This window comes from Paraburkholderia sp. Ac-20340, from assembly GCF_017104965.1.
GTDB lineage: Bacteria > Pseudomonadota > Gammaproteobacteria > Burkholderiales > Burkholderiaceae > Paraburkholderia.
Map to the genome: position 1 here is coordinate 153015 of NZ_JAAGPR010000007.1, position 24854 is coordinate 177868.

At 62.7% G+C, this 24854-nt stretch carries 22 protein-coding genes and 1 riboswitch; of the genes, 8 read left to right on the forward strand and 14 right to left on the reverse strand.

What is annotated here, in order from left to right:
* Positions 1–37 precede the first annotated feature (37 nt).
* Positions 38–934, forward strand: a complete 897-nt coding sequence (locus G3N59_RS11860) for a transporter (RefSeq protein ID WP_205982800.1) — start codon at positions 38–40, stop codon at positions 932–934.
* Between the two features lie 21 nt (positions 935–955).
* On the opposite strand, the gene G3N59_RS11865 is transcribed toward G3N59_RS11860, so the two are convergent.
* The 7 genes from G3N59_RS11865 to G3N59_RS11895 all read right to left on the reverse strand — a co-directional run bounded on the left by G3N59_RS11865 (position 956) and on the right by G3N59_RS11895 (position 8342).
* Positions 956–1867 (reverse strand): LysR family transcriptional regulator, encoded by a 912-nt coding sequence (locus G3N59_RS11865; protein WP_205982801.1) that lies wholly within the window; start codon positions 1865–1867, stop codon positions 956–958.
* Between the two features lie 85 nt (positions 1868–1952).
* On the reverse strand, positions 1953–3359 hold the full coding sequence (locus G3N59_RS11870) for an MFS transporter (RefSeq protein ID WP_205982802.1): 1407 nt from the start codon (positions 3357–3359) through the stop codon (positions 1953–1955).
* A 102-nt stretch (positions 3360–3461) separates the two neighbouring features.
* A complete protein-coding gene (locus G3N59_RS11875; RefSeq protein ID WP_205982958.1) occupies positions 3462–5048 on the reverse strand; it encodes a bifunctional 3-(3-hydroxy-phenyl)propionate/3-hydroxycinnamic acid hydroxylase in 1587 nt (528 codons plus the stop codon).
* Positions 5045–5911, reverse strand: a complete 867-nt coding sequence (locus G3N59_RS11880; RefSeq protein WP_205982803.1) for a fumarylacetoacetate hydrolase family protein — start codon at positions 5909–5911, stop codon at positions 5045–5047. The genes G3N59_RS11875 and G3N59_RS11880 overlap by 4 nt, the downstream gene beginning before the upstream one ends.
* 51 nt (positions 5912–5962) lie before the next feature.
* Positions 5963–6874, reverse strand: coding sequence for a VOC family protein (locus tag G3N59_RS11885; RefSeq protein WP_205982804.1), 912 nt, complete (start codon positions 6872–6874; stop codon positions 5963–5965).
* Between the two features lies 1 nt (position 6875).
* Entirely contained in the window at positions 6876–7904 is a 1029-nt protein-coding gene (locus tag G3N59_RS11890; RefSeq protein ID WP_205982805.1) for an amidohydrolase family protein, read from the reverse strand.
* Between the two features lie 12 nt (positions 7905–7916).
* Positions 7917–8342, reverse strand: a complete 426-nt coding sequence (locus tag G3N59_RS11895) for a heme-binding protein (protein WP_205982806.1) — start codon at positions 8340–8342, stop codon at positions 7917–7919.
* Between the two features lie 177 nt (positions 8343–8519).
* On the opposite strand from G3N59_RS11895, the gene G3N59_RS11900 reads away from it, so the two are divergent.
* The 3 genes from G3N59_RS11900 to G3N59_RS11910 all read left to right on the forward strand — a co-directional run bounded on the left by G3N59_RS11900 (position 8520) and on the right by G3N59_RS11910 (position 12282).
* Positions 8520–9248 carry a GntR family transcriptional regulator gene (locus G3N59_RS11900; RefSeq protein ID WP_205982807.1) on the forward strand — a complete coding sequence of 243 codons (729 nt, stop codon included), beginning with the start codon at positions 8520–8522 and terminating at the stop codon, positions 9246–9248.
* 219 nt (positions 9249–9467) lie between these two features.
* Complete coding sequence (locus G3N59_RS11905; protein WP_346777877.1) at positions 9468–10577, forward strand: porin; 1110 nt, start codon at positions 9468–9470, stop codon at positions 10575–10577.
* Positions 10578–10757: 180 nt separating this feature from the next.
* Positions 10758–10848: riboswitch (glycine riboswitch) on the forward strand.
* A 165-nt stretch (positions 10849–11013) separates the two neighbouring features.
* Positions 11014–12282, forward strand: a complete 1269-nt coding sequence (locus G3N59_RS11910; protein WP_205982808.1) for a D-amino acid dehydrogenase — start codon at positions 11014–11016, stop codon at positions 12280–12282.
* Here the strand turns inward: G3N59_RS11910 and G3N59_RS11915 are convergent.
* On the reverse strand, positions 12191–13144 hold the full coding sequence (locus tag G3N59_RS11915) for a 4-hydroxy-tetrahydrodipicolinate synthase (RefSeq protein ID WP_205982809.1): 954 nt from the start codon (positions 13142–13144) through the stop codon (positions 12191–12193). The genes G3N59_RS11910 and G3N59_RS11915 overlap by 92 nt on opposite strands.
* 1 nt (position 13145) lies before the next feature.
* A complete protein-coding gene (locus G3N59_RS11920) occupies positions 13146–13517 on the reverse strand; it encodes a hypothetical protein (protein ID WP_205982810.1) in 372 nt (123 codons plus the stop codon).
* Between the two features lie 145 nt (positions 13518–13662).
* Here G3N59_RS11920 and G3N59_RS11925 point away from each other — a divergent pair, with 145 nt between their 5' ends.
* Both G3N59_RS11925 and G3N59_RS11930 read left to right on the forward strand, forming a co-directional pair.
* Positions 13663–14082: a MarR family winged helix-turn-helix transcriptional regulator gene (locus G3N59_RS11925; protein ID WP_205982811.1), complete on the forward strand. Its 420-nt coding sequence runs from the start codon at positions 13663–13665 to the stop codon at positions 14080–14082.
* An 87-nt stretch (positions 14083–14169) separates the two neighbouring features.
* Complete coding sequence (locus G3N59_RS11930) at positions 14170–15477, forward strand: chloride channel protein (protein ID WP_205982812.1); 1308 nt, start codon at positions 14170–14172, stop codon at positions 15475–15477.
* A 33-nt stretch (positions 15478–15510) separates the two neighbouring features.
* On the opposite strand, the gene G3N59_RS11935 is transcribed toward G3N59_RS11930, so the two are convergent.
* Genes G3N59_RS11935 through G3N59_RS11945 form a run of 3 tightly spaced genes read right to left on the reverse strand, consistent with a single transcriptional unit; the run spans position 15511 to position 20272 of the window.
* A complete protein-coding gene (locus tag G3N59_RS11935; protein ID WP_205982813.1) occupies positions 15511–16764 on the reverse strand; it encodes a cytochrome c in 1254 nt (417 codons plus the stop codon).
* Complete coding sequence (locus G3N59_RS11940; RefSeq protein ID WP_205982814.1) at positions 16761–17426, reverse strand: (2Fe-2S)-binding protein; 666 nt, start codon at positions 17424–17426, stop codon at positions 16761–16763. The genes G3N59_RS11935 and G3N59_RS11940 overlap by 4 nt, the downstream gene beginning before the upstream one ends.
* Positions 17423–20272: a molybdopterin cofactor-binding domain-containing protein gene (locus G3N59_RS11945; protein WP_205982815.1), complete on the reverse strand. Its 2850-nt coding sequence runs from the start codon at positions 20270–20272 to the stop codon at positions 17423–17425. The genes G3N59_RS11940 and G3N59_RS11945 overlap by 4 nt, the downstream gene beginning before the upstream one ends.
* A gap of 506 nt (positions 20273–20778) precedes the next feature.
* Here G3N59_RS11945 and G3N59_RS11950 point away from each other — a divergent pair.
* Complete coding sequence (locus G3N59_RS11950; RefSeq protein ID WP_205982816.1) at positions 20779–22227, forward strand: MFS transporter; 1449 nt, start codon at positions 20779–20781, stop codon at positions 22225–22227.
* Positions 22228–22781: 554 nt separating this feature from the next.
* Positions 22782–23192, forward strand: coding sequence for a hypothetical protein (locus tag G3N59_RS11955; protein ID WP_241023387.1), 411 nt, complete (start codon positions 22782–22784; stop codon positions 23190–23192).
* Positions 23193–23297: 105 nt separating this feature from the next.
* Here the strand turns inward: G3N59_RS11955 and G3N59_RS11960 are convergent, their stop codons facing one another.
* Both G3N59_RS11960 and G3N59_RS11965 read right to left on the reverse strand, forming a co-directional pair.
* Complete coding sequence (locus tag G3N59_RS11960) at positions 23298–24197, reverse strand: LysR family transcriptional regulator (protein WP_205982817.1); 900 nt, start codon at positions 24195–24197, stop codon at positions 23298–23300.
* A gap of 269 nt (positions 24198–24466) precedes the next feature.
* Positions 24467–24850, reverse strand: coding sequence for a VOC family protein (locus G3N59_RS11965; protein ID WP_205982818.1), 384 nt, complete (start codon positions 24848–24850; stop codon positions 24467–24469).
* Positions 24851–24854: the final 4 nt, after the last annotated feature.

A 24854-nucleotide genomic window follows, 5' to 3' on the forward strand; every position in this document is an offset into this window, starting at 1 on the left:
ACAACCATAAAAACAATAACTCCAGGAGACACCGGCCTTGAAAACCCTCACTTCTTTCGCATTCCGAACCATTGCAGTATCCGCCTGCCTCGCTGGCGCAGCACACGCCACCGAAGGCGGCGGCACCGTAGTGCCGATTGGCGTGCAGACCATCGCCTCGGGCGTCTTGCAGGACCCGGGCGATTATCTGCTCAACTACAACACCTGGGTCTACGCCAACAGCTTCCCCAATAACGAAGGCAAGAACTCGCTGCCCGACGGCAATCTGCGCGTGCAGGCGCATTCGCTGCGCTATCTGCACGTGTTCGAAAACTTCAAGATCGCGGGCGGCGATACGGCGTTCGAAGTCGCCTCGGCCTATGTGGATTCGAACCTGAGTTCGCTCTACGCGAACGGCCATAGCAGCGGGATCGGCGATACGTCGCTCGGGCCGTCGATCGGCTGGCATAGCCCGACCTTTCACCAGATGGTCTCGCTGCTCGCCGTGCTGCCCACGGGCTCGTACGAAGCCACGCGCGCGGTCAACGTGGGCCGCAATTACTACGCGCTGCAGGCGGATTACGCGGCAAGCTGGTTCTTCGCGCGCGGCTGGGAATTGAGCGGCATGTTCAAGGTGATCTTCAACGCGAAGAATCACTCGGACGGCTATAAATCCGGTATCGAAACCGATCTCGACTACGCGCTCAACTATCACCTGCCGTATGGCTTTTTCGCGGGCGTCGGCGGCTACTGGCACAACCAGCTCACCAACGACACGCTCAACGGCAACGTGGTGGACGAAGACGGCTATCGCGTGCGCGATGTCGCCGTCGGTCCGCAGGTGGGCTGGGGCACGCAGAAGTACGGCGGCTATCTGGCGTGGCAGCATCAGGTCTACGCACGCAATACGGCCAAGGGCGATCTGCTCTGGCTCAACCTCTTCGTGAAGTTCTAAATGGCGGATGCCGCGCCGCGCTCAAGCCGCGAGCGCGGCGGCGGCTTCGACGATGCGCTCGCGCAGCCAGCGATGGCACGGGTCTTTCTCGCGATACTCGTGCCATTGCAGAAACTCCCGCACCGTGGGAATCGCCAGCGGCGGCTCGACCAGCCGCAGCGGCATGGTGCGCGCCAGTTCATTGGCGAACCGCCGGTGCATCGTCGCGATCATCTGACTGCCGATCAAGGTCGGCGCAATCGAGCTGAAATCCGATGTCGTCACGCGCACGCGGCGGCGTATGCCTTGCGCCTCCATATAGCGGCTGTCGTAAGTCGGCGCGCGCGGCCAGCCCAGCAAGGCGGCGATATGATCGAGACGCTCGAATTCCTCCATGCTCAGGCGCTCGCCCACCTGCGTATTGCCCTCCCACACCACGCACGTATAGCTATCGTCGAACAAGGGACGATGCGGATGATCGTTCGCGATGAAAGGCTCGGGAATGATCAGCAGATCGTATTCGCCGCGCCGCAGCTTTTCCGCCGAATCCTCCACTTGCGGCATGAATTCCAGCGTGATGTGCGGCGCGACCGCTTCGATGGCGGGAATCACGCGGCGCATCAGCACGTTGATCACATAGTCCGAGGTGGCGATCTTGAAGTGACGGCGCGCCTGCGCGGGCTCGAAAGCCGGGTCGATGGCAACGATCGTCTGCACTTGCAGCAGCAGATCGCGCACCGGCTGCACCAGTTCCTGCGCGAGCGGCGTGAGTTCGAGGTTGCGGCCGACCGGCACGAGCAGTTCGTCGTCGAAATATTCCCTGAGCTTGGCGAGCATGCCGCTGATCGCCGACTGGCTCAGGTTCAGGCGCTCCGCCGCGCGCGTGATACGGCGCTCGTCGAGTAACGCATCGAGCGTGACGAGCAGATTCAGGTCCAGTCTGTTGAAGCGCATCGCGCGCGTCTCCATGCAAAAGGCCGCCTCGCCGGGCGGCCCTGTCGTGTTTCAAAGGCTCATGCGCATTGGCGCATCGCGACGCTTATCCGGCCACGCCGGGGTCGTGGCTTACATTGCCTTGCCCGGTATCGGCTTTAGGGTCGATCCGATCGGTGTGGGGTACGTCGGCGGGCAAGGCGGCAATTTCGGTGCGGCCCAGCGCGATCACGCCAGCGGCCACGACCAGCGCGCCGGTAAAGAGCGCGAAGGTCCACATCGGATCGGGGTTGATCGACGCGACGACGCCCACGATAACAGGCCCGAGTATCCCGCCTATCCGGTTCAACCCCACCGCCATGCCCATGCCGGTGCCGCGAATCTCGGTGCGATAACACATCGCCTGGTAATTGTTCATGACAGCCTGCGCGCCGAACACGAAGAAACCCGCGCCCGCCACCAGCACCATCGCGAACGGTTTGCCCAGCGCGACGGACAGCACCGCCATGAACAGGCCCGCGCCCAGATAGCCGACGATCATCGCGCGGATACGGCTCTGCAGGCGATCCGCGAGCCAGCCCATCGAAATCCCGCCGAACACCGACGCGACCATCACCAGCGTGCCATAACCAAACGCCGACGACACCCCGCCGCCGCTCGCCACCACCAGCGAAGGCAGCCAACCGGTCAGACCGTGAATGCAAAAGAGACTGAGCGCGCCCGCGATCCAGTGTACGAGCGTGTTATGGCGATACTCGCGCGAAAGCAGATCGGCGACGGAACCGGTGCGCGAAGCGGCCCGCATCGACTGGATGGTGGCGTCGCGATAGACCTCGGCGCGTTCGGGCCGCGCGGCGGCGAGCAGCTTGCGCACGTCGTCCGTGCGGCCGCGCAAGGCAAGGAATTGCGCCGATTCGGGCAACCAGCGCATCGCCGCTAACGCCACGAACGCGGACAGCACGCCCACGAAATAGAGCGATTGCCAGCCGAGCCGCGACGTGAGCGTGAGCCCAGCGATGCCCGCGAAAATGCCGCCCGCCGAGAAGCCGAATTGAAACACCCAGGTCGCAAAGGTATTGGCATTGCGGCGCGGCGCCCATTCGTTGATGCAGGTGAGCGCAAGCGGCGTGACCATGCCCAGCGCCGTGCCCAGCACCAGACGCGCGAGCGCAAATTCCACCGCGGAATGCACCACGGTTGCCAGCAGCGCGCTTGCCGCCGTGAGCGTCCAGAGCGCGCCGAGCATGACCTTGCGCCGGCCGATGCGGTCCGCGATCAGCCCTTGCAAAACCGAGCCAATCGATAAACCGACGATCCCGCTCGACAGCATCATGCCGATCATCGCGGGCGACGGCTGCCACGCGTGGCGCACGAGCGGGATCACATAGGCAGCGTTGAAAAGATCGTAACCGTCGAAAAACATGATGAACGCGACGAGTACGGCAAAGCGCAGATGGAAGCCGCCGATGCGCGCGTGCGCCAGCTCCTCCCTGACATTGATCGATGTTGCCAAGGTTGTCTCCGTGTTGTTGGTTGCCGGCACCGCCTCTTCTGGGCAGTTAACCGGTCAGCGTTTGCGGGACGCCGGCAATCGGCGCCCCGCTACGCCGGTACTTCAGCCGTGCAGCGCTTCATCCAGTTGCGCGAGCGCCGCCGCCAGCGCGCCAGCATCGGCCGCCACGCCGTAGACGTAGTGGTCCGGACGCACAATCGCCGCGCAGCACTCGTTACGCTTGAACCACGCCGCCAGCACGCCGTCGATTTCGACGATGCGATGGGTATCGGGCAGCACCGCTGCGTGATGCGCATCGCCATCGGGCGCAAGCTCGATGATCTGCGCGCCAATGCGTTTCGCGGCCAGTTGCACGGCTTCGCTGGCAGGCTCCGCGCCCAGCGTCACCACACGCCAGTTGCCGCCCGCGACGAGGTCGAGCAAGGCGGCATCGTCGGCATGCTGCACGAAAGGTTGCGGGAACAACGTTCCGTTCGCCGCGTGCTGCGTGCTGACGAGCAGACCCGCTTCGAGCTTCGGCACGATGTCCTGACGCGCGATCGTCTTCACTTCGCCGCCCGCTTCGCGCAGCAGACGCGCATCGCGTTCGCGCGCCGCCGCCACATCGCGCTCACAGATCAGCTTGCCGATCTCCTTGATGCGCGTGGTCAGGCGCCGCACGTGCAGGCCGCGCTCTTCGCCGTAGCTGTCGAGCAGCGCCGGTTGCGCTTCGCCCTGCATCACGGCGTCGAGCTTCCAGACGAGATTCACCACGTCGCGGATGCCCTGGCACATGCCCTGGCCGATAAACGGCGGCTGCTGATGCGCCGCATCGCCGGCGATAAAGACGCGCCCGCGCCGCCATTCCTGCGCGACCAGCGCGTGAAAGCGATAGCTGGCAGCGCGCCACAATTCGCCGTCTTCACGCGTGAGCCAGCGCGAGAGCAGCTTCCACACCTGCGCTTCGCTTTGCATGTCGCGCGGGTCTTCGCCCGGCATCAGCATGATTTCCCAGCGGCGATGACCGCCCGGACCGACGATATACGTGCACGGCCGCGACGGCTCGCAATACTGGATCGCCGTCTTCGGCAGCTTCGCAATGCCGCTCTCGTTCACGCGCACATCCACCACCAGCCACGGCTCGTCGAACACGAGGTCTTCGTAGGCGATGCCCAGTTGCGTGCGCACCGTGCTCGACGCGCCATCGCAACCGATCAGGTAATCGCAGGTCACCGTGCGCGTGTTGCCCGCATCGTCCTTCAGTTGCACGCTCACGCCTTGCGCGCTTTCCTCGAAGCTTACGAGTTCCGTGCCCAGCGCCACTTCGACCGATTCATACGCGCACGCATGCTCGCGCAGCGCGGCTTCCACCGGCGGCTGGGTGAACACCATCGTCGGCATGTAACCGAGCGGCCAGGGTTTGGCCACCGTGTCGATACGCTTGATCAGCTGGCCGTCGACGCCGTAAAACTCCGAAGGCGGAAACACGGCCACGTGTTCGGCAATGCGCTCGACCACGCCCAGGCCCTGAAAAACCCGCATGATTTCGTGATCGACGGCAATCGCGCGCGGCTTGTCGTAGACCTCGCGCGCGCGGTCGACGCACAGCACCTTGCGCCCGCGCTGGCCGAGCAGGCCCGCCGCCACCGCGCCGGACGGCCCGAAGCCGGCCACCAGCACTTCGTAATGATTGTTCGCCGCCATCGTTATGCGCTCTGTTCGTCCTGCACCGTGTTTTGCAGACGGCCCACGCGTTCGATATCGACTTCCACGCGGTCGCCGTGCTTGAGCCACACCGACGGTTCACGCGCCCAGCCCACACCGGCCGGCGTGCCCATCGCCACGACATCGCCCGGTTCGAGCGTCAGACATTCGCTGAGCAGCTCGATGGTTTCGGCCACGCCCCAGATCATGTCGCTCGTGCTGGCCTGCTGCATCACCTGACCGTTGAGGATCAGTCGCAGCGACAAGCCTTCGGCGCCCGGCGGCAGATCGTCGGCGGTCACGAGCCACGGACCGAATGCGCCGGTGCCGTCGAAGTTCTTGCCAATCGTCCATTGCGAAGTGCGCTTCTGATAATCGCGCACCGACACATCGTTGAAACACGCATAGCCGAACACGTAGTCGAGCGCGTTTTCGCGCTTGACATGACGCGCGCGCTTGCCGATCACGATCATGAGTTCCGCTTCGTAGTCGAGCTTTTCCGACACGCGCGGACGGATCACCGGATCTTCATGCGCGATCAGCGACGAGGCGCCGCGGAAGAAAATCAGCGGATAAACCGGCTTGAGATTGCCGCCTTCTTTCGCGTGATCGTAGAAGTTATGACCGAGGCAGACGATCTTGCCCGGCTCCGGCACGACCGGCGCGAGGTCGAGCGACGCATACGGCGCGCGATGCTCGCCGCTGGCGATGGCGCGCTGCGCCGCCGCGTTCAGATCGACACCGGCCTTGAGCGCGGCGCGCAGATCGGCGGGCACGGAAGGATCGGCTTTGTTGAGATCGACAACGTCGTCGCCATCGATAACGCCAAGACGCGTGCTATCGCCCGAACGGAAAGTAACCAGTTTCATGATGTTTTATCTAACCTTTTGAATTGATCTGTTATACGAACTATTCTTTATTCAGCTTGCGTCGACTTGCGCCGGGCGAAAGAAGATGGTCTTTTGCGCGGTCTTCAGCTTGTCGGACGGGTGACGGCCCACGCCCCATTGATCGATACGTCCCGGCGGCCACTTCCAGTCTTCCGGGCCGCCCGTGGGATAGCTGTCGTCCACCTGCTGCACTTCGGCCGTGTATTCGATAACGAAATCGAACGGTCCGAGGAAATAGGCAAACACGTTGTTGCCGGGACCGTGACGGCCCACGCCCCACTCGATCGGATAACCCGCATCGTTCATGCGGCCGCCGCCGCGCATCACCGAATCCAGATCCGGCATCACGAAAGCGATGTGATTGAGGCTGTTCTCCTGCGCGTCCGCCAGCGCAATGCTGTGGTGATCGCTCGAACAGCGCATGAAGGCCATGATGCGCGTGCGGTCCGAAAGCCTGAATCCCAGCGCGTTTTCGAAAAACGCCTGCGCCACCGCCACATTCTCGCTATTGAGGACGACGTGCGTGATCTTGATCGGCCGGTCTTTCACGCTTTCCGTATTCGCATGGCTGCGGCCGCCCGCGATAAAGCGCAGCACACGGCCCTGCGGATCGAGTGCTTCGAGCATCGTGCCCGCGCCCGGCATGGTCGTGGGCGCAGGACCGGAAACGATCTGGCCGCCATGCTCGACAATCGCCTGCGCGAGCGTATCCAGATGCGCCACTTCGGCCACGCTGAATTCGACAGCGCGCACATCGGCGCGATCGCTTTGTGTCAGCGTGAGAATGTGATGCGTCTCGCCGGTGCCGCGAAAATAGACTTTTTCCGGACGGCGCGTGAGTTCGGTGAGATGCCAGGTGTCCGCGTAGAAGCGCGCGGCCAGTTCGAGATCGGGCACGCCGATCTCGATGCCTCTGAGGCCCGTAACGAGGCACTGCGTCATGTCATGCTCCATTCCTGATGCCCAGGAAATCCCGGGCGTTGCGATAGATGAGCCGTTCGGCGGCGGCCGCGTCGAGGCCGAGCGCCTGCACGCCGCCCACGGGGTCGCGCTCGCGGAACGCGAACGGGTAATCGGTGCCCAGCATCACGCGTGTGTCGCCGAAGGTATCGACGAGATGGCGCAAGGTAGGCGTGTCGAACACCAGCGAGTCGTACCAGAGGCGGCGCGCCTGCTCGCGCGGCGTCTGCTCCAGCGATTCGCGCAACGGCGCGAATACGTGGCTGGCCTGCTCCAGACGCGGCAGCAGCGAAGCCAGCGTGCCGCCGCCGTGACTAAAGGCGATACGAAGCTTCGGATGCCTGACGATCAGATTCGATGTGATGGCCGATGCGGCAGCCAAGCCGACATCGGTGGGAAACGCCAGCGCCTGCACCAGTTGCGCCGGGCCGACCAGACGCTCCTTGCCGGTGGGCCGCAGCGCATGCACGAACACCGCCGCGCCCAGCGCTTCGCAGGCGGCAAAAAACGCCTCGAATTGCGGCGCACCGATGGGCGCACCATTGATATTGCTGCCGATCTCCACGCCCGCGAAACCCGGCGTGAGCATCAAGCGTTCGAGTTCGCGGATCGCCATGTCGACGTCCTGCAACGGCACCGCGCCGAGCCCCACCATGCGGCCCGCGCTGGCGTCGCACATGCGCGCAATCGTGTCGTTGAGGTATTGCAGCAGCGGCAGCGCGTCGGCGGGCTCCATCCAGTAGGAGAGCAGCTCGGGCATCGGCGAAATGGCCTGGATGGCCACGTTCTGCGCGTCCATATCGGCGAGACGCTTGTCGGTGTCCCAGCAGAGATCGGCGACCGTGCGATAGATTTTCTCGTCGATCACCACATGGCGATGGCAGGCGTGCGCGTCCTGCATCGACGGCCAGTCGCGCGGCACCCGCGCGCCCAGATAGCGCGGGAATTCGGCGGGCACGATATGCGTGTGAATGTCGATGCCGTGGCAGGCGCAGCGATAAGCGGTCTGCATTGCGCGACGCTCCTAGCGGTGTGCGAGGCCGGCTGCGCGCAGGCCTTCGATGCAGATGGCTTCGTCTTCGTCACCGGTGCCGCCGCTCGCGCCGATGGCACCCACGACCTGCCCGCTGGCCGCGACGATGACCACCGCGCCGGTCTGCGCGATGAACTTGCCGCCGCTCGCGGGCCCGATGGCGTTGAAGAACACCGGGTTGCCGCTCGCGCGTTCGTGCAGCGTGCGCGTATTGACGCCCATGCCGAATGCGGCGGCGGCCTTGCCCTGGGCGATATCCGTGCGAAGTTGCGTGGCGCCGTCTTCGCGCGTCACGAGCTTGACGTGGCCTGCTTCGTCGAGCACCACGAGCGACATCGGCCGCAACCTGTCGCGGCGGGCGGCGCCCAGCGCGGCGGTGGCAATGCGGTTGGCCTGATCCAGCGTCAACGTCTCCATCTTTCCTGTCTCCTGCATGCGTCTAGCGATTCGATCTGTCGATGATCATAATATATACAAAACGTCGATGTCGATAATTTTGTGTATTTACATGGGGAAAACCCCATAGCCCAGCCAGGCAGCGGGAAACATTCGCGGATCGGATATACTTTCTCGCAAACGAAACATTGCAGAGGTGTGAACTTGTCCCGCACAGTGACTTATCCCGCGACACCCGCGGGCGCGGGCGGCGCAAGCGCCGCCACGCTGGCCACGAACCTGTATGACCGCATCCGCGCCGACCTGCTCGACGGCAAGCTCGAACCGGGGCGCAAGCTTCAGATCGAGTTTCTGTGCGACCAGTATCAGGCCGGACAGACGCCCGTGCGAGAAGCGCTCAATCGCCTGACCTCGGACGGCCTGGTGGAGCGGCGCGACCAGCGCGGCTTCGCGGTGGCCGGCATCAGCGCGAGCGATCTGCAGGAAATCACCCGAACGCGCTGCTGGCTGGAGGAAGTCGCGCTGCGCGAGGCTTTCGCAAGCCGCTCGGTCGAGTGGGAAGAGGAAGTCGTGCTGGCCTATCACCGACTTTCGAAAGTGCCGCGTTCGCTCAGCGACAGCGAGTACAAGGAGAACCCCGAGTGGGAGCGCCGTCACCGCGAATTCCATCGCGCGCTGATCGGCGGCTGCCAGTCGCGCTGGCTCATCAACTTCTGCGAGCAACTGGCCGACCAGCTTTATCGCTATCGCCAGCTTTCGGTGCGGCGCGTGTTTCCCAAACGCCATGAAGGCGCCGAACACAAGTCGATGCTCGACGCCGTGGTGGCCGGCGACGCCGCGCTCGCCATCCAGTTGCTGACCACGCACTACCGCCAGACCGCGGACATCATCCTCGCGGACGCCGATCTGTTCCCGCCTTCGCGCTAAGCCGTCCGGCCAGGCGCGCTCCCCGTTTTTCCCCTTCCAGAGCCGTTCCGCGTGCCCTTCGAGGCGCGCGGAACGCGTGCGCGCGTTTTTCGCTCATCGAATACATAACCTGGTGTTTTCGATAGTTTTGTATATTTTTTGTTGACCAAGCTTCGCTCGTACACAAAACTCCTGTTTCCACAGAGCGCTGCATTTCGACGGCGCCATTCAGGAGACACCGTGAAGCCCCAATCCGCAACCTTCGCCACCACCGCTTTGGTCACGCTGGCCGCCGCCGCGCTCGGCACGCCTTGCGCCCACGCTCAATCGTCGGTCACGCTCTACGGCATCGTCGATACGGCCATCCAGGTCGCCAACACGGGCGGCCAGACCGTCGTGCGCGAGGCGTCCAGTTCCGTCGCACCTTCGCGCTGGGGCTTCTTCGGCAAGGAGGATCTGGGCGCGGGCTATACCGTCGTCTTCAAGCTGGAAAACGGCTTCAACGTGAATTCGGGCGCGATGGCCAGCAGCACTGCGCTCTTCAACCGCGAGGCGTGGGTTGGCATCCGCGGTCCGTTCGGGCAGATTCAGGCGGGCAACAACTACACGCCGCTGTTCCTGAGCTACGTGACCTATTCGATCGGCGAACTCAATGCGCTGGCCTGGGGCAACGCCACCAACAACTACGTGTTCGTGCCGGTTGCGCGCACGGCGAACTCGCTGCGTTATGTGTCGCCGGAAATCGCGGGCTTCACGCTGCGCGCGCTCTATGCACGCGGCGCGAACGGATCGGGCGGCGTGCCGGCGTCGCTGGGCGACACGCTTTCGGCAGGCGTGAACTTCAAGGCAGGCGCGTTTTCCGCCGATGTCGATTATCTGCAGCAGCGTTTCGCGCCCACCGCCACGCTCACGACGAGCACGCAAGTCGGCACCGGGCGCTATTACCTGATCGGCGCGTCATACGATTTCGGCGCCGTGAAAACCGCCGCGCTTTATCAGATGCACCGCAACGCCACCGGCGTGAGCAGTTCGATTTCGAGTGCCTACGCCACGCCCAATCACGACTTCTACGAAGTGAACGCCTTGATCCGCCATGTTGCGGGCGGCTCGCTGCTGGCGAGCTTCGGCCAGTACTGGTTGCGTTCGGGCGGCGACGGCCACGCGCTCTCGTGGGCCTTGCGCTATGACTATCTGCTGTCGAAACGCACGGGTTTTTACGCGGGCGTGGCGGGCGTGCGCAACCACGGATCGACGGCATTTACCGTGACCGATGCCGCCGGCCCAGGCATCGCCGTGGGCGCGGGCAAAAACATCACGACGGAAATCATCGGTCTGGTGCACAACTTCTGATACGCGAATTAAAAGCGATGGCGGATGCCGCGGGCAAGCCGCGCAAATCGGTGCCGCACGCGTGCCGATAGAACGCCATCGCGCCGCGCGATAGAAAATCTATCGGCGAAACATCGCAGAGCGAATTTTGAAAAAGCGGTTGCCGTGAGCACTGTGCCCCGCTAATCTTGAGGCGTTCTCATACGCTGCATGGAAGAGATCGTCCTACCGGAACGACGCCGACGGAGCAACCGCCCCGGAAACTCTCAGGCAAAAGGACCACGCAGCCGGAACATCTGGAGAGCGGCGCATCGCAACGATGGCGCCCACCGAAGGGGAGCCTCGCGCGCCGTAAGCACGCAGGCGAAACTCTCAGGTACATGGACAGATGGGGCATCGGCGCCGGTTGCAATCGGCCGGCGATGCCTAATGCGCTTCACGCACTCTGGACCATGTCATGTCACGAATCGCCGTTATCGGCGCCGGCATTACCGGCGTCACCACCGCCTATGCACTCGCACGGCGCGGCCATAGCGTCACCGTCATCGATCGTCACCGCTATGCAGCGATGGAAACGTCGTTTGCGAACGGCGGCCAGCTATCCGCCAGCAATGCGGAAGTCTGGAACAGCCGCGCCACGGTGCTAAAAGGCCTGCGCTGGATGATGCGGCGCGATGCGCCACTGCTGATGAATCCGCGCCCCAACTGGCATAAATACTCGTGGATTGGCGAGTTTCTGCGCCAGATTCCAAACTACCGCAGCAATACGATCGAAACGGTGCGGCTCGCCATTGCGGCGCGCGAACATCTCTTTTCGATTGCGCAAAGAGAGTCCATCGATTTCGATCACGAACAGCGCGGTATTTTGCACTTCTATGCAACGAAAAATGAATTCAATGCCGCGACGAAAGTGAATACGCTCTTGCGCGAAGGCGGACTCGACCGGCGCGCCGTCACGCCCGATGAAATCCGCGCCATCGAACCCACGCTTCAGGGTGACTTCTTCGGCGGCTTCTTCACCGAATCCGATTCCACCGGCGATATTCATAAATTCACGCGGGGTCTCGCGCAAGCCTGCGAGCGTCTGGGCGTGGCGTTTCAATACGACACAAGCGTGCAATCGATTGTCGATGCTTCAAGCGGCAAAGTTGAAATCGCTTCCGTGCGCGACGCCTTGCCTTCGACGGCCACATTCGACCGCGTCGTGATTTGCGCGGGCGTAGGCAGCCGCGCTCTGGCCGCGCAGGTGGGCGATCACGTCAACGTATATCCCGTGAAAGGCTACTCGATTACCGTGTGTCTGGACGACGAAGCGAGCCGCGCCTCCGCACCGTGGGTGAGCCTGCTCGACGACGCCGCAAAAATCGTCACGAGCCGGCTGGGAGCGGATCGTTTTCGCATCGCCGGCACGGCCGAAATCAATGGCGCGAATCGCGATATCCGCTCGGATCGCATCGAGCCGCTGGTGCGCTGGGCGCGTGAGCACTTCCCTTCGATCTCGACTTCGCGCGTGATCCCGTGGGCGGGTCTGCGGCCGATGCTGCCCAGCATGTTGCCGAAGGTCGGACGCGGGCGGCAGCGCAACGTCTTCTACAACACGGGGCACGGGCATCTGGGCTGGACGCTTTCGGCGGCTACGGCCGATGCGGTCGCGTCGCTGGTTGACGAAGACGTCGCAGCAGCGCGTGCGCCGCTTGTTGCGCAGGCGGCTGCGGCTGGCCGATAAGCGCCCGCAATTCGTCGAGTTCAATGCGCGCCGCTGCGAGGCGGCGCACGAGAGTCTCGTCGGCGGGCGTGATGGGCATGCGCGTTTCGGCGCGCATGCTTGCGTCGAGCGACATCATCGCCTTGATTGCGCTGGGGTTGGGCGCGGCGAACAGCAAACGTAGAACCGGTTCGAGATGCGCGAATAACTGCGTTGCTTCTTCTCCCTGCCCTGCGCTGAAAAGCTGTTGCACGTGTGCGAGCAGATCGGCACACACGTGGGCGCTCGCCAGAATGCCACCGGTTGCGCCTGCACGCAGGCAATCGAGAAACGCATCGTCGTTGCCGCACAACATGGCGATGGGCAGCGCGCCGAACGCATCGAAGCGTTCGCGCGCGCATGCCTTGATCGCCTTTATATTAGGAATACGTATTAATTCGGAAACTGTCTCCGCAAAAATACCAACTCCAGTTCGATGCGGCACATCGTAAAGCACAATATCGCGCCCGGTGACCTGAGCCGTCTGAGTGAAATGCCAGAGCAGCCCAGCCTGATTCGGGCACAGATACGCCGGCGCACTCACCAGATAACCGGCCAGATCCCAGACTTCCAGCCGGTGGATTTCATCGACGAAATCTGCCGTGTCGATACCGCCCACGCCTGCGATCACGGGAATACGTCCCGCGACGACTTCGATAATCGCCTGCATCACCGTGCTGCGTTCGCTGCGGTCCAGTAAGGCCGCCTCGCCGGTCGTCCCCAATGCGACGAGCCCTGCGATTCCGCTATCGACGGATAGTTCCGTCAAGACTTCGAGCGCGGCCACGTCCACGGTGCCTTCGCGAAACGGTGTCACGAGCGGCAGCCAGATTCCTTTGTACATATTAGTTCGCCTCGCTGTCGTGGCGCGGGCGCAGTGCGCTCACCGTTGCCTCCGGCACGACACCCAGCAGCGTATGCAAGGTGAAGCCGAAATCCTCGGGCGCGATATCGAGCCGAACGATCACCGACTCGCCGCGCTCGCACGTGCGCGTCACATAGACACCTAATGCCGAATGCAGCAGCGCCACCAGATTTGCGCGCGAATCGGCCAGCGTCTTGCTTTCGAGCGCAATATCGAGCCACGCGCGCGGCGCGCGAAACGGCAGAACCGCGGCGCTCGAACGGCGCAGGACAGGAAGCGTCGAAGAAACCGCTACGGAATGAGCGTGTTGCATGCGATTGGGCACGGCAAGCGTGCGTTGTGTCGATGACAAGCAGCGTATCGGGCTTCGCGTAAAGCAGGCGTAAAAATCATGGGCAGCGCCGCAAAGACCGTGAATGCAGGCGCGTGGTAACCTCCTGGCGGCTGGCCGTGCTGGCACCTGTACAGCACAGCCGGCAACGCACCAAGGAGCACAGATGAACCCCGCCAAACCCGCCCGCCCCACGCTTCCGCACAAGCACGACCTCGAAGCCATGTCGGCCTTCCGCTACGACTTGCGTAAATTCCTGCGCGCGTCCGAGGAAATCGCCAATGCCGCCGGCATCACCACGCTCCAATATCAGTTGCTGCTGCATGTCTGCGGCTTCCCGGACCGGCAATGGGCCACCGTGGGCGAACTGGCCGAACGCCTGCAGGCCGCGCCCAACGGCACCGCCGCGCTGGTTTCCCGCTGCGAATCGGCCGGACTCGTGACGCGTAAAACCGATCCCGCCGATCGCCGTCAGGTACAGGTGCATCTCACGCCCAAAGGCGAGTCTTTCCTGCTCGATCTCGCGGCCCAGCACAAGGCGCTGTACGGCGCGTTCCGCTGGGTCTTCGATCAAGCCGCCGAGTAGCACCAGGCCTCGCTTTGCCCGCGCGGCCTGGGTGACGTTAAAATTTATGTCACAATATGCCTTAATCGGCATTTTCCCAGCGCTCTTATGCGAATCCTGACCCTTATCGACCGCCGCGCCATCCTGCGCAGCCAGCGACGCTGGCTCTATTTCGGCATGTTCTGGCTCGGCGCGGTCGTGACGGGTCTCGTCGCGGTGCTCTACGCGCGGCTGATCGACTACGGCTACGACCTGTTCCTGAAGATGACCGCGCACGCCTTCTGGCTGCCGCTGATCGTCACGCCGGCGGTCGCGGCGCTGGGCGTCTGGATCACCCGCCGATGGTTCCCGGGTTCGGAAGGCAGCGGCATTCCGCAGGTCATCGCCACGCTGCATGACGTGCGCACACTCGGCCCGCGTCTGCTGACGCTGCGCATTCTGGTCGGCAAGATCGCGGTTTCGTTTCTGGCGATACTCGGCGGCTTCACCATTGGCCGCGAAGGTCCGACGATCCACGTCGGCGCGGCGCTGATGTTCAGCCTGCGGCGTTTCTATCCGGCGCGGCTGCGCAGCATCTATGGCGTCGGGCTCGAACACAAGCTCGCGCTTGCGGGCGCGGCGGCCGGCCTGTCGGCGGCATTCAACGCGCCGCTTGCGGGCGTCGTGTTCGCCATCGAAGAATTGACGCGCAGTTTCGAGCAGCGCACCAGCGGCGTGCTGATTACGGCAATCATCTTTGCAGGCGTCGTTTCGCTCGCGCTGCAAGGCAATTACGTTTATTTCGGCACCATCGCCATCGACGGGCATTTTCCGAATCTGCTCGCGGCGGCCGTCTTGCTCGTGGGCGTGCTGACGGGTGTGGCAGGCGGATTTTTCTGCTGGCTATTGCTCAATACGCCGCGCTGGATGCCGTCGAAACTGCTGACGTTGCGCACGCAACGACCGGTGGTATTCGGCGCCGCGTGCGGGCTCTTTATCGCCGTGATCGGCGTGGCCAGCGGCGGGCATCTGTTCGGCAGCGGCTACGCGGAAGCGCGCAACATGCTCGAAGGACATTCGCAACTCGGTGCGGCTTATCCGCTGCTCAAGATGGCGTCGATGGTGGGTTCGTATCTGCCGGGCACGCCGGGCGGTCTGTTCGCGCCGTCGCTGGCGATTGGTGCGGGCATCGGCAATGCCCTGCATATGGTGTTCGGGCAAATGCAATTGCCGATGCTGATCGCGCTCGGCATGGTGGGTTACCTGGCCGCGGTCACGCAAAGCCCGATTACGGCGTTTGTCATCGTGATCGAAATGATCAACGGACACGCGCTGGTGCTTTCGCTGATGGCGACCGCGCTGATTTCGAGCCAGGTGTCGAAGATTTTCGCGCCGCCGCTTTATGAGGCGCTGGCGAAGCGCTATATCCGCGCATGAGGACGGTGCAAGCACCGTCCTCCTCGCACGCGATTAACGCAGCGCCTTCACATCGCCTGCGGCCACGTTAGCGGCTTGCCCGCCCCACGTCGCGCGCAGATAGTTCGCCAGTTGCGCGAGTTCCTCGTCGCTCAAGGTCGACGCAAACGCCGGCATTGCCTGCATGTTTTCGACGCCCGCGAACTTCTGCGTATCGATACCATCGAGCATCGCCACCAGCAGGTTGTGCGGATCGGCCTGACGCAGCGTGGAATTGCCGTTCATCGCCACCGCAACGTGCGGCTTGCCCTCGCCCGCCAGTCCGTGACAACCCGCACACACGGCCAGATAGACCGAACGTCCTGCCGCGAGCGCAGCGCCATCGGCTGAGACCGCCGGCAGCGGTTGCGGCGCAGGCGGCGTATCGCCGAGCAGATAGACACCCAGCGCGCGCACATCGTCGTTCGTGAGGTATTGCGTGCTCAGATGCACGACCGGATACATCTCGCCGAACGCCGAGCCTTGCGGCGCGATGCCCACGCTGAAGAAACGCTGCAGATCGGCGGCCGTCCAGCCGCGCGCCGCGAGACCCGCCGGCGTGATGTCCGGTGCAATCACGCGCCCGAGCGCCGCGCCCGAAAGCGGTTTCGCATCCACCAGCTGGCCCGCGAAATTACGCGGCGTATGGCATTCGGCGCAGTGGCCGAGCGCGTTCGCGAGGTAGCGTCCGCGTTGCCAGTCCGCCGATTGCCCCGCCGAGGCATCCGGCAACGTATCCTTCAGGAACACCATGTCCCACAACGCCATGCCGAAGCGCAGGTTGTACGGGAACTTGAGGTCGTGCGCGTGGTTCTCGACCGGCGCCTGTTTCACCGTCATCAGGTAGGCGTAGATCGCGTCCGAATCCGCGCGCGTGAGCTGCCGGTACGACGTGTAAGGCATCGACGGATACAGATGCTTGCCGCGTGCATTGCCGTCGTGCAGGGCGCGATAGAAGTCGTCGGCGCTCCAGTTGCCGATGCCGTGTTGCTTGTCCGGCGTGATATTCGAGCCGTAGAACGCACCATAAGGCGAGGCGATTTTCACGCCGCCCGCGAACGGCGCGCCGTCCTGCGAGGTATGGCACGCGGCGCAGTCGGCGGCCTTGACCAGATAGCGGCCGTGCGCGACCTGTTCGGGCGTGGGCGTGAAGGCGTCGTGCGATGGGGTCGATTCTTCCTGACCGCAGGCCGCCAGCGTGAGCACACTCAGCGCGCAGGCCGCCGCCAGCACGCCATGCGCGAATCGATCAACGAGAGCGCGCTTCATGCCGCGTCCTTCACGAGACCGGGCGTGCTCATCACCACGTCCTTGACTGCCTCGTAGTAGCGCACGTAGCCCGTGCAACGGCACAGATGGCCGTCGAGCGCGCTCATGATGGTGCTTTCGACATCGGCCTTCGCAACGGGTTCGCGCTTGAGGCGTTCGATCAGCACCGTTGCGGCGTTGACGAAGCCCGGCGTGCAGTAGCCGCACTGGAAGCTGAAGTGTTCGAGAAACTTCTGCTGCACCGGCGAAAGCTCGACCACTTCGCCCGCTTCGTTGCGCTTCGCGTGGCCTTCGATCGTGCGAATCTTGCGGCCATTGAAGAAGTGCGCGCCGGTGATGCAGGTACGCATTTCCTCGCTCGTGCCGTCGGGTTGATCGACGATCACCACGCAGGCGTGGCACACGCCCTGCCCGCAGCCCAGACGCGAGCCCGTGAGGCCCGCGTACTCGTGCAGGAACTCGATCATCATGAGACCTTCGGGAACCTGCATCGGGCCGACGGCTTTATCGTTGATCGTCAGCGCAAGCGCCTTGGGCTTGTATTGCACGAGCGGACGCTCGACCGGCGCAGCCGGCTGAGCGGGCACGGCCGAAGCCGCGGTGGCGGACGCCGCGGCGGCGCTGGCGCTCACCGCGGAAGCAGCGGATTGGGCCTGCGTCATGCGAGCACCTCCTGAATGTTTTGCGGGGTCACCGGCAGGTCGGTAAAACGATGGCCGATGGCGTGCGCGATGCCGTTTACGATCGCGCCAACCACGGGAATCATCACCACTTCGGCGATGCCCTTGGGCGGATCGGTATCGGACAGCGGCGCGAGCACTTCGCCGGTCTGCGACCAGACGGCCACGTCCGATGCGCGCGGCAACTGGTAACGATTGAAGTTCCAGGTGCCGTTGCCGGGGCCGTCCTCATAGAGCGGCAGATATTCGTGCAGCGCGTGGCCGATGCCCATCGCCAGACCGCCTTGCAACTGGCCAGAAACCAGTTGCGGCGAGATCTGATTACCGCACTCCATGATCGAGTGATGCGTGAGCAGTTCGACCTTGCCGCTGGCTTCGTGCACCGCGAGTTCGACCAGCGTGCCGACCGCGCTGTAGTAAGTCACGGCCGCGTTATTGCGGCTCATCGGCGGAATGAAAACGCGCTTGCGGTCCAGCACACGGTAACCGTTTGCAGTCACCGGCAACGTTGCGGGCGCAACGGTTTTGTTACTGGCTGCGCTGTTATCGCCCTTACCGTAACGCAGCGACAACGCGTCGATCGGCATGCGCTCGATCGTGCCGCCCATATCGAACTCGGCTTCGGCCCATTGCCAGCGGTTGAACACGTGCACGGCCGCGCCCGTCGGCAAGCCCATCGTATGCGCCTGCTTTGCAAGCCGTTCGAGCGGCAGCGGTTCGAGCCCGGCTGCGGTGAGCTTGCCATCGACCCAGCGCGCGTCTTCGATACGCACCACCAGCGGCGCTGCCTGGCCACCGCCGATGCCCTGCCCCCAGATCGCCATCGCCGCCGGCCACAGGCCGAAGCGAAACAGCGCGCGCGCCGCTTCGCGCGTGCTATGCGTGAAGTAGAACGCCGAATTCGTCGCGCTCGACGGCGAGGCGATATTGGGCGTCCAGCGCGGATTCGCACTGGCCTTGTCCTGATCGGCCTGGCTCATCATATAAGGATCGCCGCTCGTGACGACCGGCAGATCCGGCCAGTCCGTCACGGCCACGCGAATATCCGCTGCGGGCTTGCCGAGCCACTTCGCCACCGCCACGGCCTGCGAAGTCGACATTCCCGTGCCGATTTCCGCGCCCGTATGCTGCAAAGCGATATTGCCGTTTTCGTCGAATTCGACTTTCGCAAGCGATGCTTCGGATCCCGTACCAAAGTCTTTTTGCACGCAGGCAAAACCCACGCCATAGCGCTTGCCCGGATTCGCCGCTTCGTACTCGGTCTTGCGTTTCGCGCGACCGGTCCAGAGCGGATGCACCTTCGCACGCTCGAGCACATCGTCCACGCGGATCGCACCGGCGGGAATCGCGCCCTGCGTGTTTTTCATGCCGGAACGCAGCGCATTTTTGATGCGGAAATCGATCGGATCGACACCCAGTTGAGCGGCGATTTCATCGACGGCCATTTCGGTTGCGGCCATGCTTTGCAGCGTGCCGTAGCCGCGGGCGGAACCCGCGTCGATGGCGCGCGACGCAATCGCCACGGCCGCGAAGTCGTTCTTCGGGAAGTAATAGATCGATTGCGCGGCCGTCGCGCCCACCATCGCCACCGAAGGCGAGAAGTTGCAGCGGCCGCCGCCGTTGGCCTCGAAATCGCCCTTGAACGATTGCAGCATGCCGGTCTTGCGATCGACAGCGATGCGGTAATGCATCTTGAACGCGTGGCGCTTGATCGACGTCTGGAACTGCTCGTAGCGGTCGTTCGCGAAGCGCACCGGGCGGCCTTCGCCATAAAGCGCCGCCACGAAGCCGTAGAACGGCACGTTGTAGTGATCCTTCGAGCCGTAGCCCACCGTGTAGCACGGATGCAGAAACAACTGCTTCACCGGATACGCGCACTTCGCAACCATGCCCGCAGCCGCATCCGCCACTTCGAGCGGCGACTGCGTGGGCACGACCATATGCAGCGACTGCGTGGCGGCGTCGTACCAGCCGTTCGCGTTGTCCGGTTCCAGCGCGGCGGTATCGATCGACTGGGTGTTGTACTCGCGATCGAACACCAGCCAGTCGCCCGACGGATGATCGAGTTCATCGGCGATACGACCGGCGTGGAACATGCCCTGCTCGTCGAGCTTGCCGTGCTCGTTGCCGTCCGGCCAGACCGGCGCGTGCTTGCGCATCATGCTCGGGAAAATCGGCGCGTCCTTGAGGCTCGAATAGACATCGTCGTCATAGGCCGTCTTGCCGCCCACGCGCACGAAGCGGAAGGTGCCCCACGGATCGCGTTCGAGCGAGCCGGTCTGCGCGCCGTAGCGGATCACATCGTCGCGGAACTTGAGCGCATTCTTCGCAAAGCGAAAGCGCGCGAAATCGTGATAGATCAGGATCGCAACCGCCTGGCCCAGATAGGCGGGCGTCTTGCCCGCGGGCAGCAGCATATCGTCGCCGTAGAAGGCGGGGAACGCCAGGCCATCGCGCGCGAGATCGTCGGCGGTGACAACGCGGTCGGGCTTGAGATCGTCGCCGAGCAGGCTCAGGTCGAAGCCTTCGTAGAGGCGGTCGGCCTGGGTCGTGCGCAGAATCAGCGCGTGCGACTGCTGTTGCGGCCAATGGGGCATGTCGGCGGCGCGAACGTCACGCGCGAAGACTTTCGAGCCCGTGACTTTGGCGATACCGTCGATACGGAACTTGGGTGCGCCGGTAGCGGCATCCCATTTGACCGGTGTGAGGAGTTTTTCTTCGAACAGGGCAGCGAATGCGCGGCTGCCGAACGGCGCCACATATACCGCCACGCCCGCCAGCATGCTGGCTTTGAGAAAACCCCGCCGTGACAGGCCGTGGTTTTTCATGAGGGGACCTCCAGGTGCGTGCGCGACTCACAAGGGCGACAGAGTGTCGCGGCTTGCTAAGCGGCCCGCATTCTGGCATCGAGGCTCATACGATCCCATAGCGATCCTCGCATAGACAACTTACTGGGGCCGTTATAAGCCCGTCTGGCTGGGCTTACGGCGATTGGCCGCGGTTTCGCGGCTGCACGAAACAGTGACGCGGATCAATATTCTGCGCCGATTTGGCCTTGGTGCATGCGAATTGGGAAACCGATCGAAAAACTGGGTTGCGTGCGCATTCGACGTTTATTTCTCATAGGAAACACGCAGCATGTCGAGGACTTGCGCGCATGCCAGACTTTCTCGCCGGGAAAGGAGGCTTGAGTCATCCGCAATTTTCGCGCTGGGGAAAATCGCCGACACTGGTATCAGGCGCCTAAAGTCACACGATCCCTCAAAGGACCCATGCGGCAGCGCGCAAACCGCCGGCCTTGAAGAGCCGCGGCATACCTATACCAGGAGACATGATGAACAGCCAACCACTGAATCTGGGCGGCCATGCCCCGGGCGAGGCCTCCGGCACCGCAGCCTCCGGCAGCGCACTGCCCGGCCGTGCACCGCAGTCCACCACGCTCGGCGCCTTTATGGACGAGATGCCCGTTGGTGCACTGCACCGTTTCGTCGTCTGGGTCGTCGGCATCGGCCTGTTCTTCGACATGTACGAGATCTTTCTCGTCAGCTCGATCGGGTCCGCGCTGCAAAACGAATACGGTCTCGACGGTCACAGCACCGATTTCAAGCTGCTGCTGGCATCGGCCTTTATCGGCATGTTCTTTGGTTCGCTGCTGCTGGGCAGTCTCGCCGATCGCATCGGGCGACGCCGCGCGTTTCTGCTCACGCTGGTCTGGTACAGCCTGTTTTCGCTGCTGGGCGCGTTCTCGATCAATGCCGGCATGCTGGTGATCTGTCGCTTTCTCACCGGTGTCGGCGTGGGCGCGATCTATCCGGTGGCGGACAGCTACCTCTCCGAAATCCTGCCGAAAGACCGGCGCGGCCGTCTTGCCGCCTGGGCCTACACCACCTCGTATATCGCGGTGCCGCTGGTGGGCTTTCTGGCGGTATGGCTCAATCCGCTGCATTACGACGGCATCGCGGGATGGCGCGTGATTCTCGCGATCGGCAGCCTGGGCGCGGTGTTCGTGCTGGCCGTCAAGCATCGTCTGCCGGAAAGCCCGCGCTGGCTGCTCGCGCAAGGCCGTGTGCAGGAAGCCCACAATACGCTGCGCCGTTTCGCCGATAGCGCCGGGGTAGCCATGCCCACGAACTTCGCAGAAAGCGGCGAGCGCAAGCATCCGCTGAGCCTGCGCGAACGCATTGCGCTGCTCGGCAAGGCGCCTTACGACAAGCGTTATGTGATGCTGGTGATCTTCCACCTGTTTCAGGGCTTCGGCTATTACGGCTTCGGCACGCTTGCGGGTGTGGTAGTGAAAAGTCGCGGTTTCGACGTAACCGGCAGCACACTGTTCGTGGCGCTCTCGTTCCTCGGTTATCCGCTCGGCTCGCTGCTTTCCGTGCCGCTGCTGAACTGGATCGAGCGGCGCACGCTGGTGATCGCCTCGCTGGTCACGATTGCGTTGTTCGGTCTGGGTTTTGCCTATTCCGATAACATCGCCATGATTATCTGCTTCGGTGTGCTGACGACTTGCGCTTCGAATGTCTTCAGCAACGCGTACCACGTCTATCAAGCCGAAATTTTCCCCGCGAGCGTGCGTTCGACGGCAATCGGCAGCACGTATTCGCTTTCGCGCATCGTCAGCAGCGCCCTGCCCTTTATCCTGCTGCCCGTGCTGACCCAACACGGTCCGCTTGCCATGTTTGGCGTGATTTCGGGCGCGCTGGCGATTGTTGCCATCACGCTGCGTGTGCTCGGACCGCTCACCACACGCCGTAGTCAGGACGAAATCAATCCGGTTTGATCGATCACAGAACCGACTCCACGTCATCACTCTTTTCGCGCGTTTACTCCATTAGCAAAAACCATTAAGAGAAACGAGCGTTACGCGTCACTTGCAACAACGCGATGATGCCGATCTGGAACGCAATCAATTCCAGACCTTCTAGCGGGATGCCATTACAAAAAATTACATGACAAGAAAATGAATTGCATCCCCGCTAAATTTCCGGCAACAACACAAATACGTACCTCCGCTTATCTCGCGCGCATAAGCTGACATAACAATCTGTCAGCGCGAATTCGAATCAATCAATTCGGATTCCGACATAAACATCGCGCAGCACTCGCTACAAGAACATCGCCACCCTCACCTATCATTCTTGAGAGGGTACTTTCGCGAAGAAAGTCTCCTATATTCCGCTTGGCGCGACGGATGAATTCTTTATCTAGCGCGCACTTTCCCAGGGCCGAACCGGAAAGTCGCTTTCGTATTGTCTCGATGTGATTGACGTAAAATTCAACTCCAGTTCCATCAGGACCGGAGACTCACTTCTTATATTTTTAAAACGTGGGGGAATGATGGCTACGATCTATGTGAATGTGCTTGTCAATGTCGCCAAGGCAATTGCTGAAAACAATCTGGCGAAATATGTTTTTATGGTCGATTCGACCGGCTACAGCGGCGACGGATCGGAAGGGACCAATGAATTGCGCACCAAGTGCCAAAACGGCGATACGATCGTGTGGTCGGCTGTTTCCATCAACCCTGGCGAATCCATTTCCATTCTTTCGTTTAACGGCCAGGCCATTCCCAATATGGTCAATCCGCAAAGTTATCCGCAATACGACGGAACGGTTTGGGGCGGCCGCGTCAACAGCGCGGGAAACAACGTCCAATATACGATTACCATGCTGCTGGAAGATAACGCTCATATGACGTTTGATCCGTTTATTACGGCAACCAATCCGACGCTCAATGAACGTTAAATAGCCGCCGTGCACAAACGATTCCAGCCTGCTTCCAGCACCGGAAACTGACTGGAATCGCACCGGCAGATGGAAAGGCCACGCAATGCGTGGCCATTTACGTTTTCAGCTACGCGCCGACATATAGTCGAACAGGCTCACGATATCCGAACTCGGCGCACTGCCCGCCTTGATACCCACCCAGAGCGTGCGCGTGGACCACGCATCCGCGAGTTTCACTTTGGAAACGCCGATCTTGCCGCGCTCGTCGCTCACCGAATCGCGCGGCAGAATGCCAATGCCCAGCCCCGCTTCGATCATGCGGCACACGCCATCGAAATTCGACGCCTGAATGCGCAACTTGAGCGAGCGCTCGGCGGCGAACGCTGCGTCGGTCATGCGGGCGAGCAGCGAACTGCCGTCGCTCAGGCCGACATAATCTTCGTCGAGCGTATCCGCAAAACGAATGATGTCCTGCTTTGCAAAGCGATGCCCCTGCGGCACCAGCAACACGAGTTCGTCACGCCGATAAAGACGCCGTTCGACGCCCGGCGCGGGCACGTTGTCCGCGAACACGCCAATATCGGCCTTGCCTGCGTTCAGTGCTTCGACGATCTCATGGCTCAGGCGCTCTTCCAGACTGACCTTGATGCCCGGATGCCCGTTGAGAAAGCCGGCGAGATCCACGGGCAGAAACTGCACGATCGCCGAGGTATTGGCCCACATGCGCACGTGGCCGCGCACGCCGGCCGCGTAATCGCCCATCTCGCTCGCCATGCGGTTGACCTGATCGACCACGCGCGTGGCATGTTCGAGCAGTGCGATGCCGGCGGGCGTGAGTTCCACGCCGCGCGCGCGGCGGATAAAGAGCGCGCAGTCCGTCACGCTCTCCAGTTCCGCAATGCGCTTGCTCACGGCAGAGAGCGTGAGCTGGCCGTGCTCGGCGGCCTTGGTCAGGCTGCCATGCTCCGAAACGAGCAGAAACACGCGCAACGACTGCAGATCGAAATGAAGCGGATTGACCATGATGCAAGGGGAAAGGTTTGCTAACGGAACCGATGGATCAGGTCATTGTGCGGCATCTGGCGCGCATGCGAAAGGTGCGTGCCCCAAGCGGGCTTCGATAGGAAGGCAACGGAGGAAGGACTGCGGCAGGCGGGACGAGAGAGGCGGACGCGCGTGGCGCGTCCGTGCACGGGCTCGATCGCCCATGCTTTCGGCAGCGGGACGGCGCCCCCCGTCTCACTGCGAAAGAGAAAAACAATCCGGGAAAACTTTTTCTCCGATCGGAAACTTTAGATCAGTTCGGAGATTTCGATGAGATTCAGATCGGGATCACGCACATAAACGGAGCGGATCTTCTGCGTCGCGCCCGTGCGCTCGACCGGTCCTTCCACAATGGGCCATTCGCACGCATTCAGATGCGTGATCACCGCATCGAGCGGCACCGCGGCGATAAAGCAGAGATCGAGCGCGCCGGGCACCGGCACGTGCGCCTTCGGCTCGAATTCCGCGCCACGCACATGCAGATTGATCTTCTGGTTGCCGAAACGAAACGCGAGGCGCCCCGCGCCAAAGGTCTCCAGTTGCATCTGCAACACTTCCGTGTAGAAGTGCTTCGTCGCTTCGGGGTCCACGCAGGTCAGGACCAGATGGTCGAGATGATCGATCAATGCCATTGAT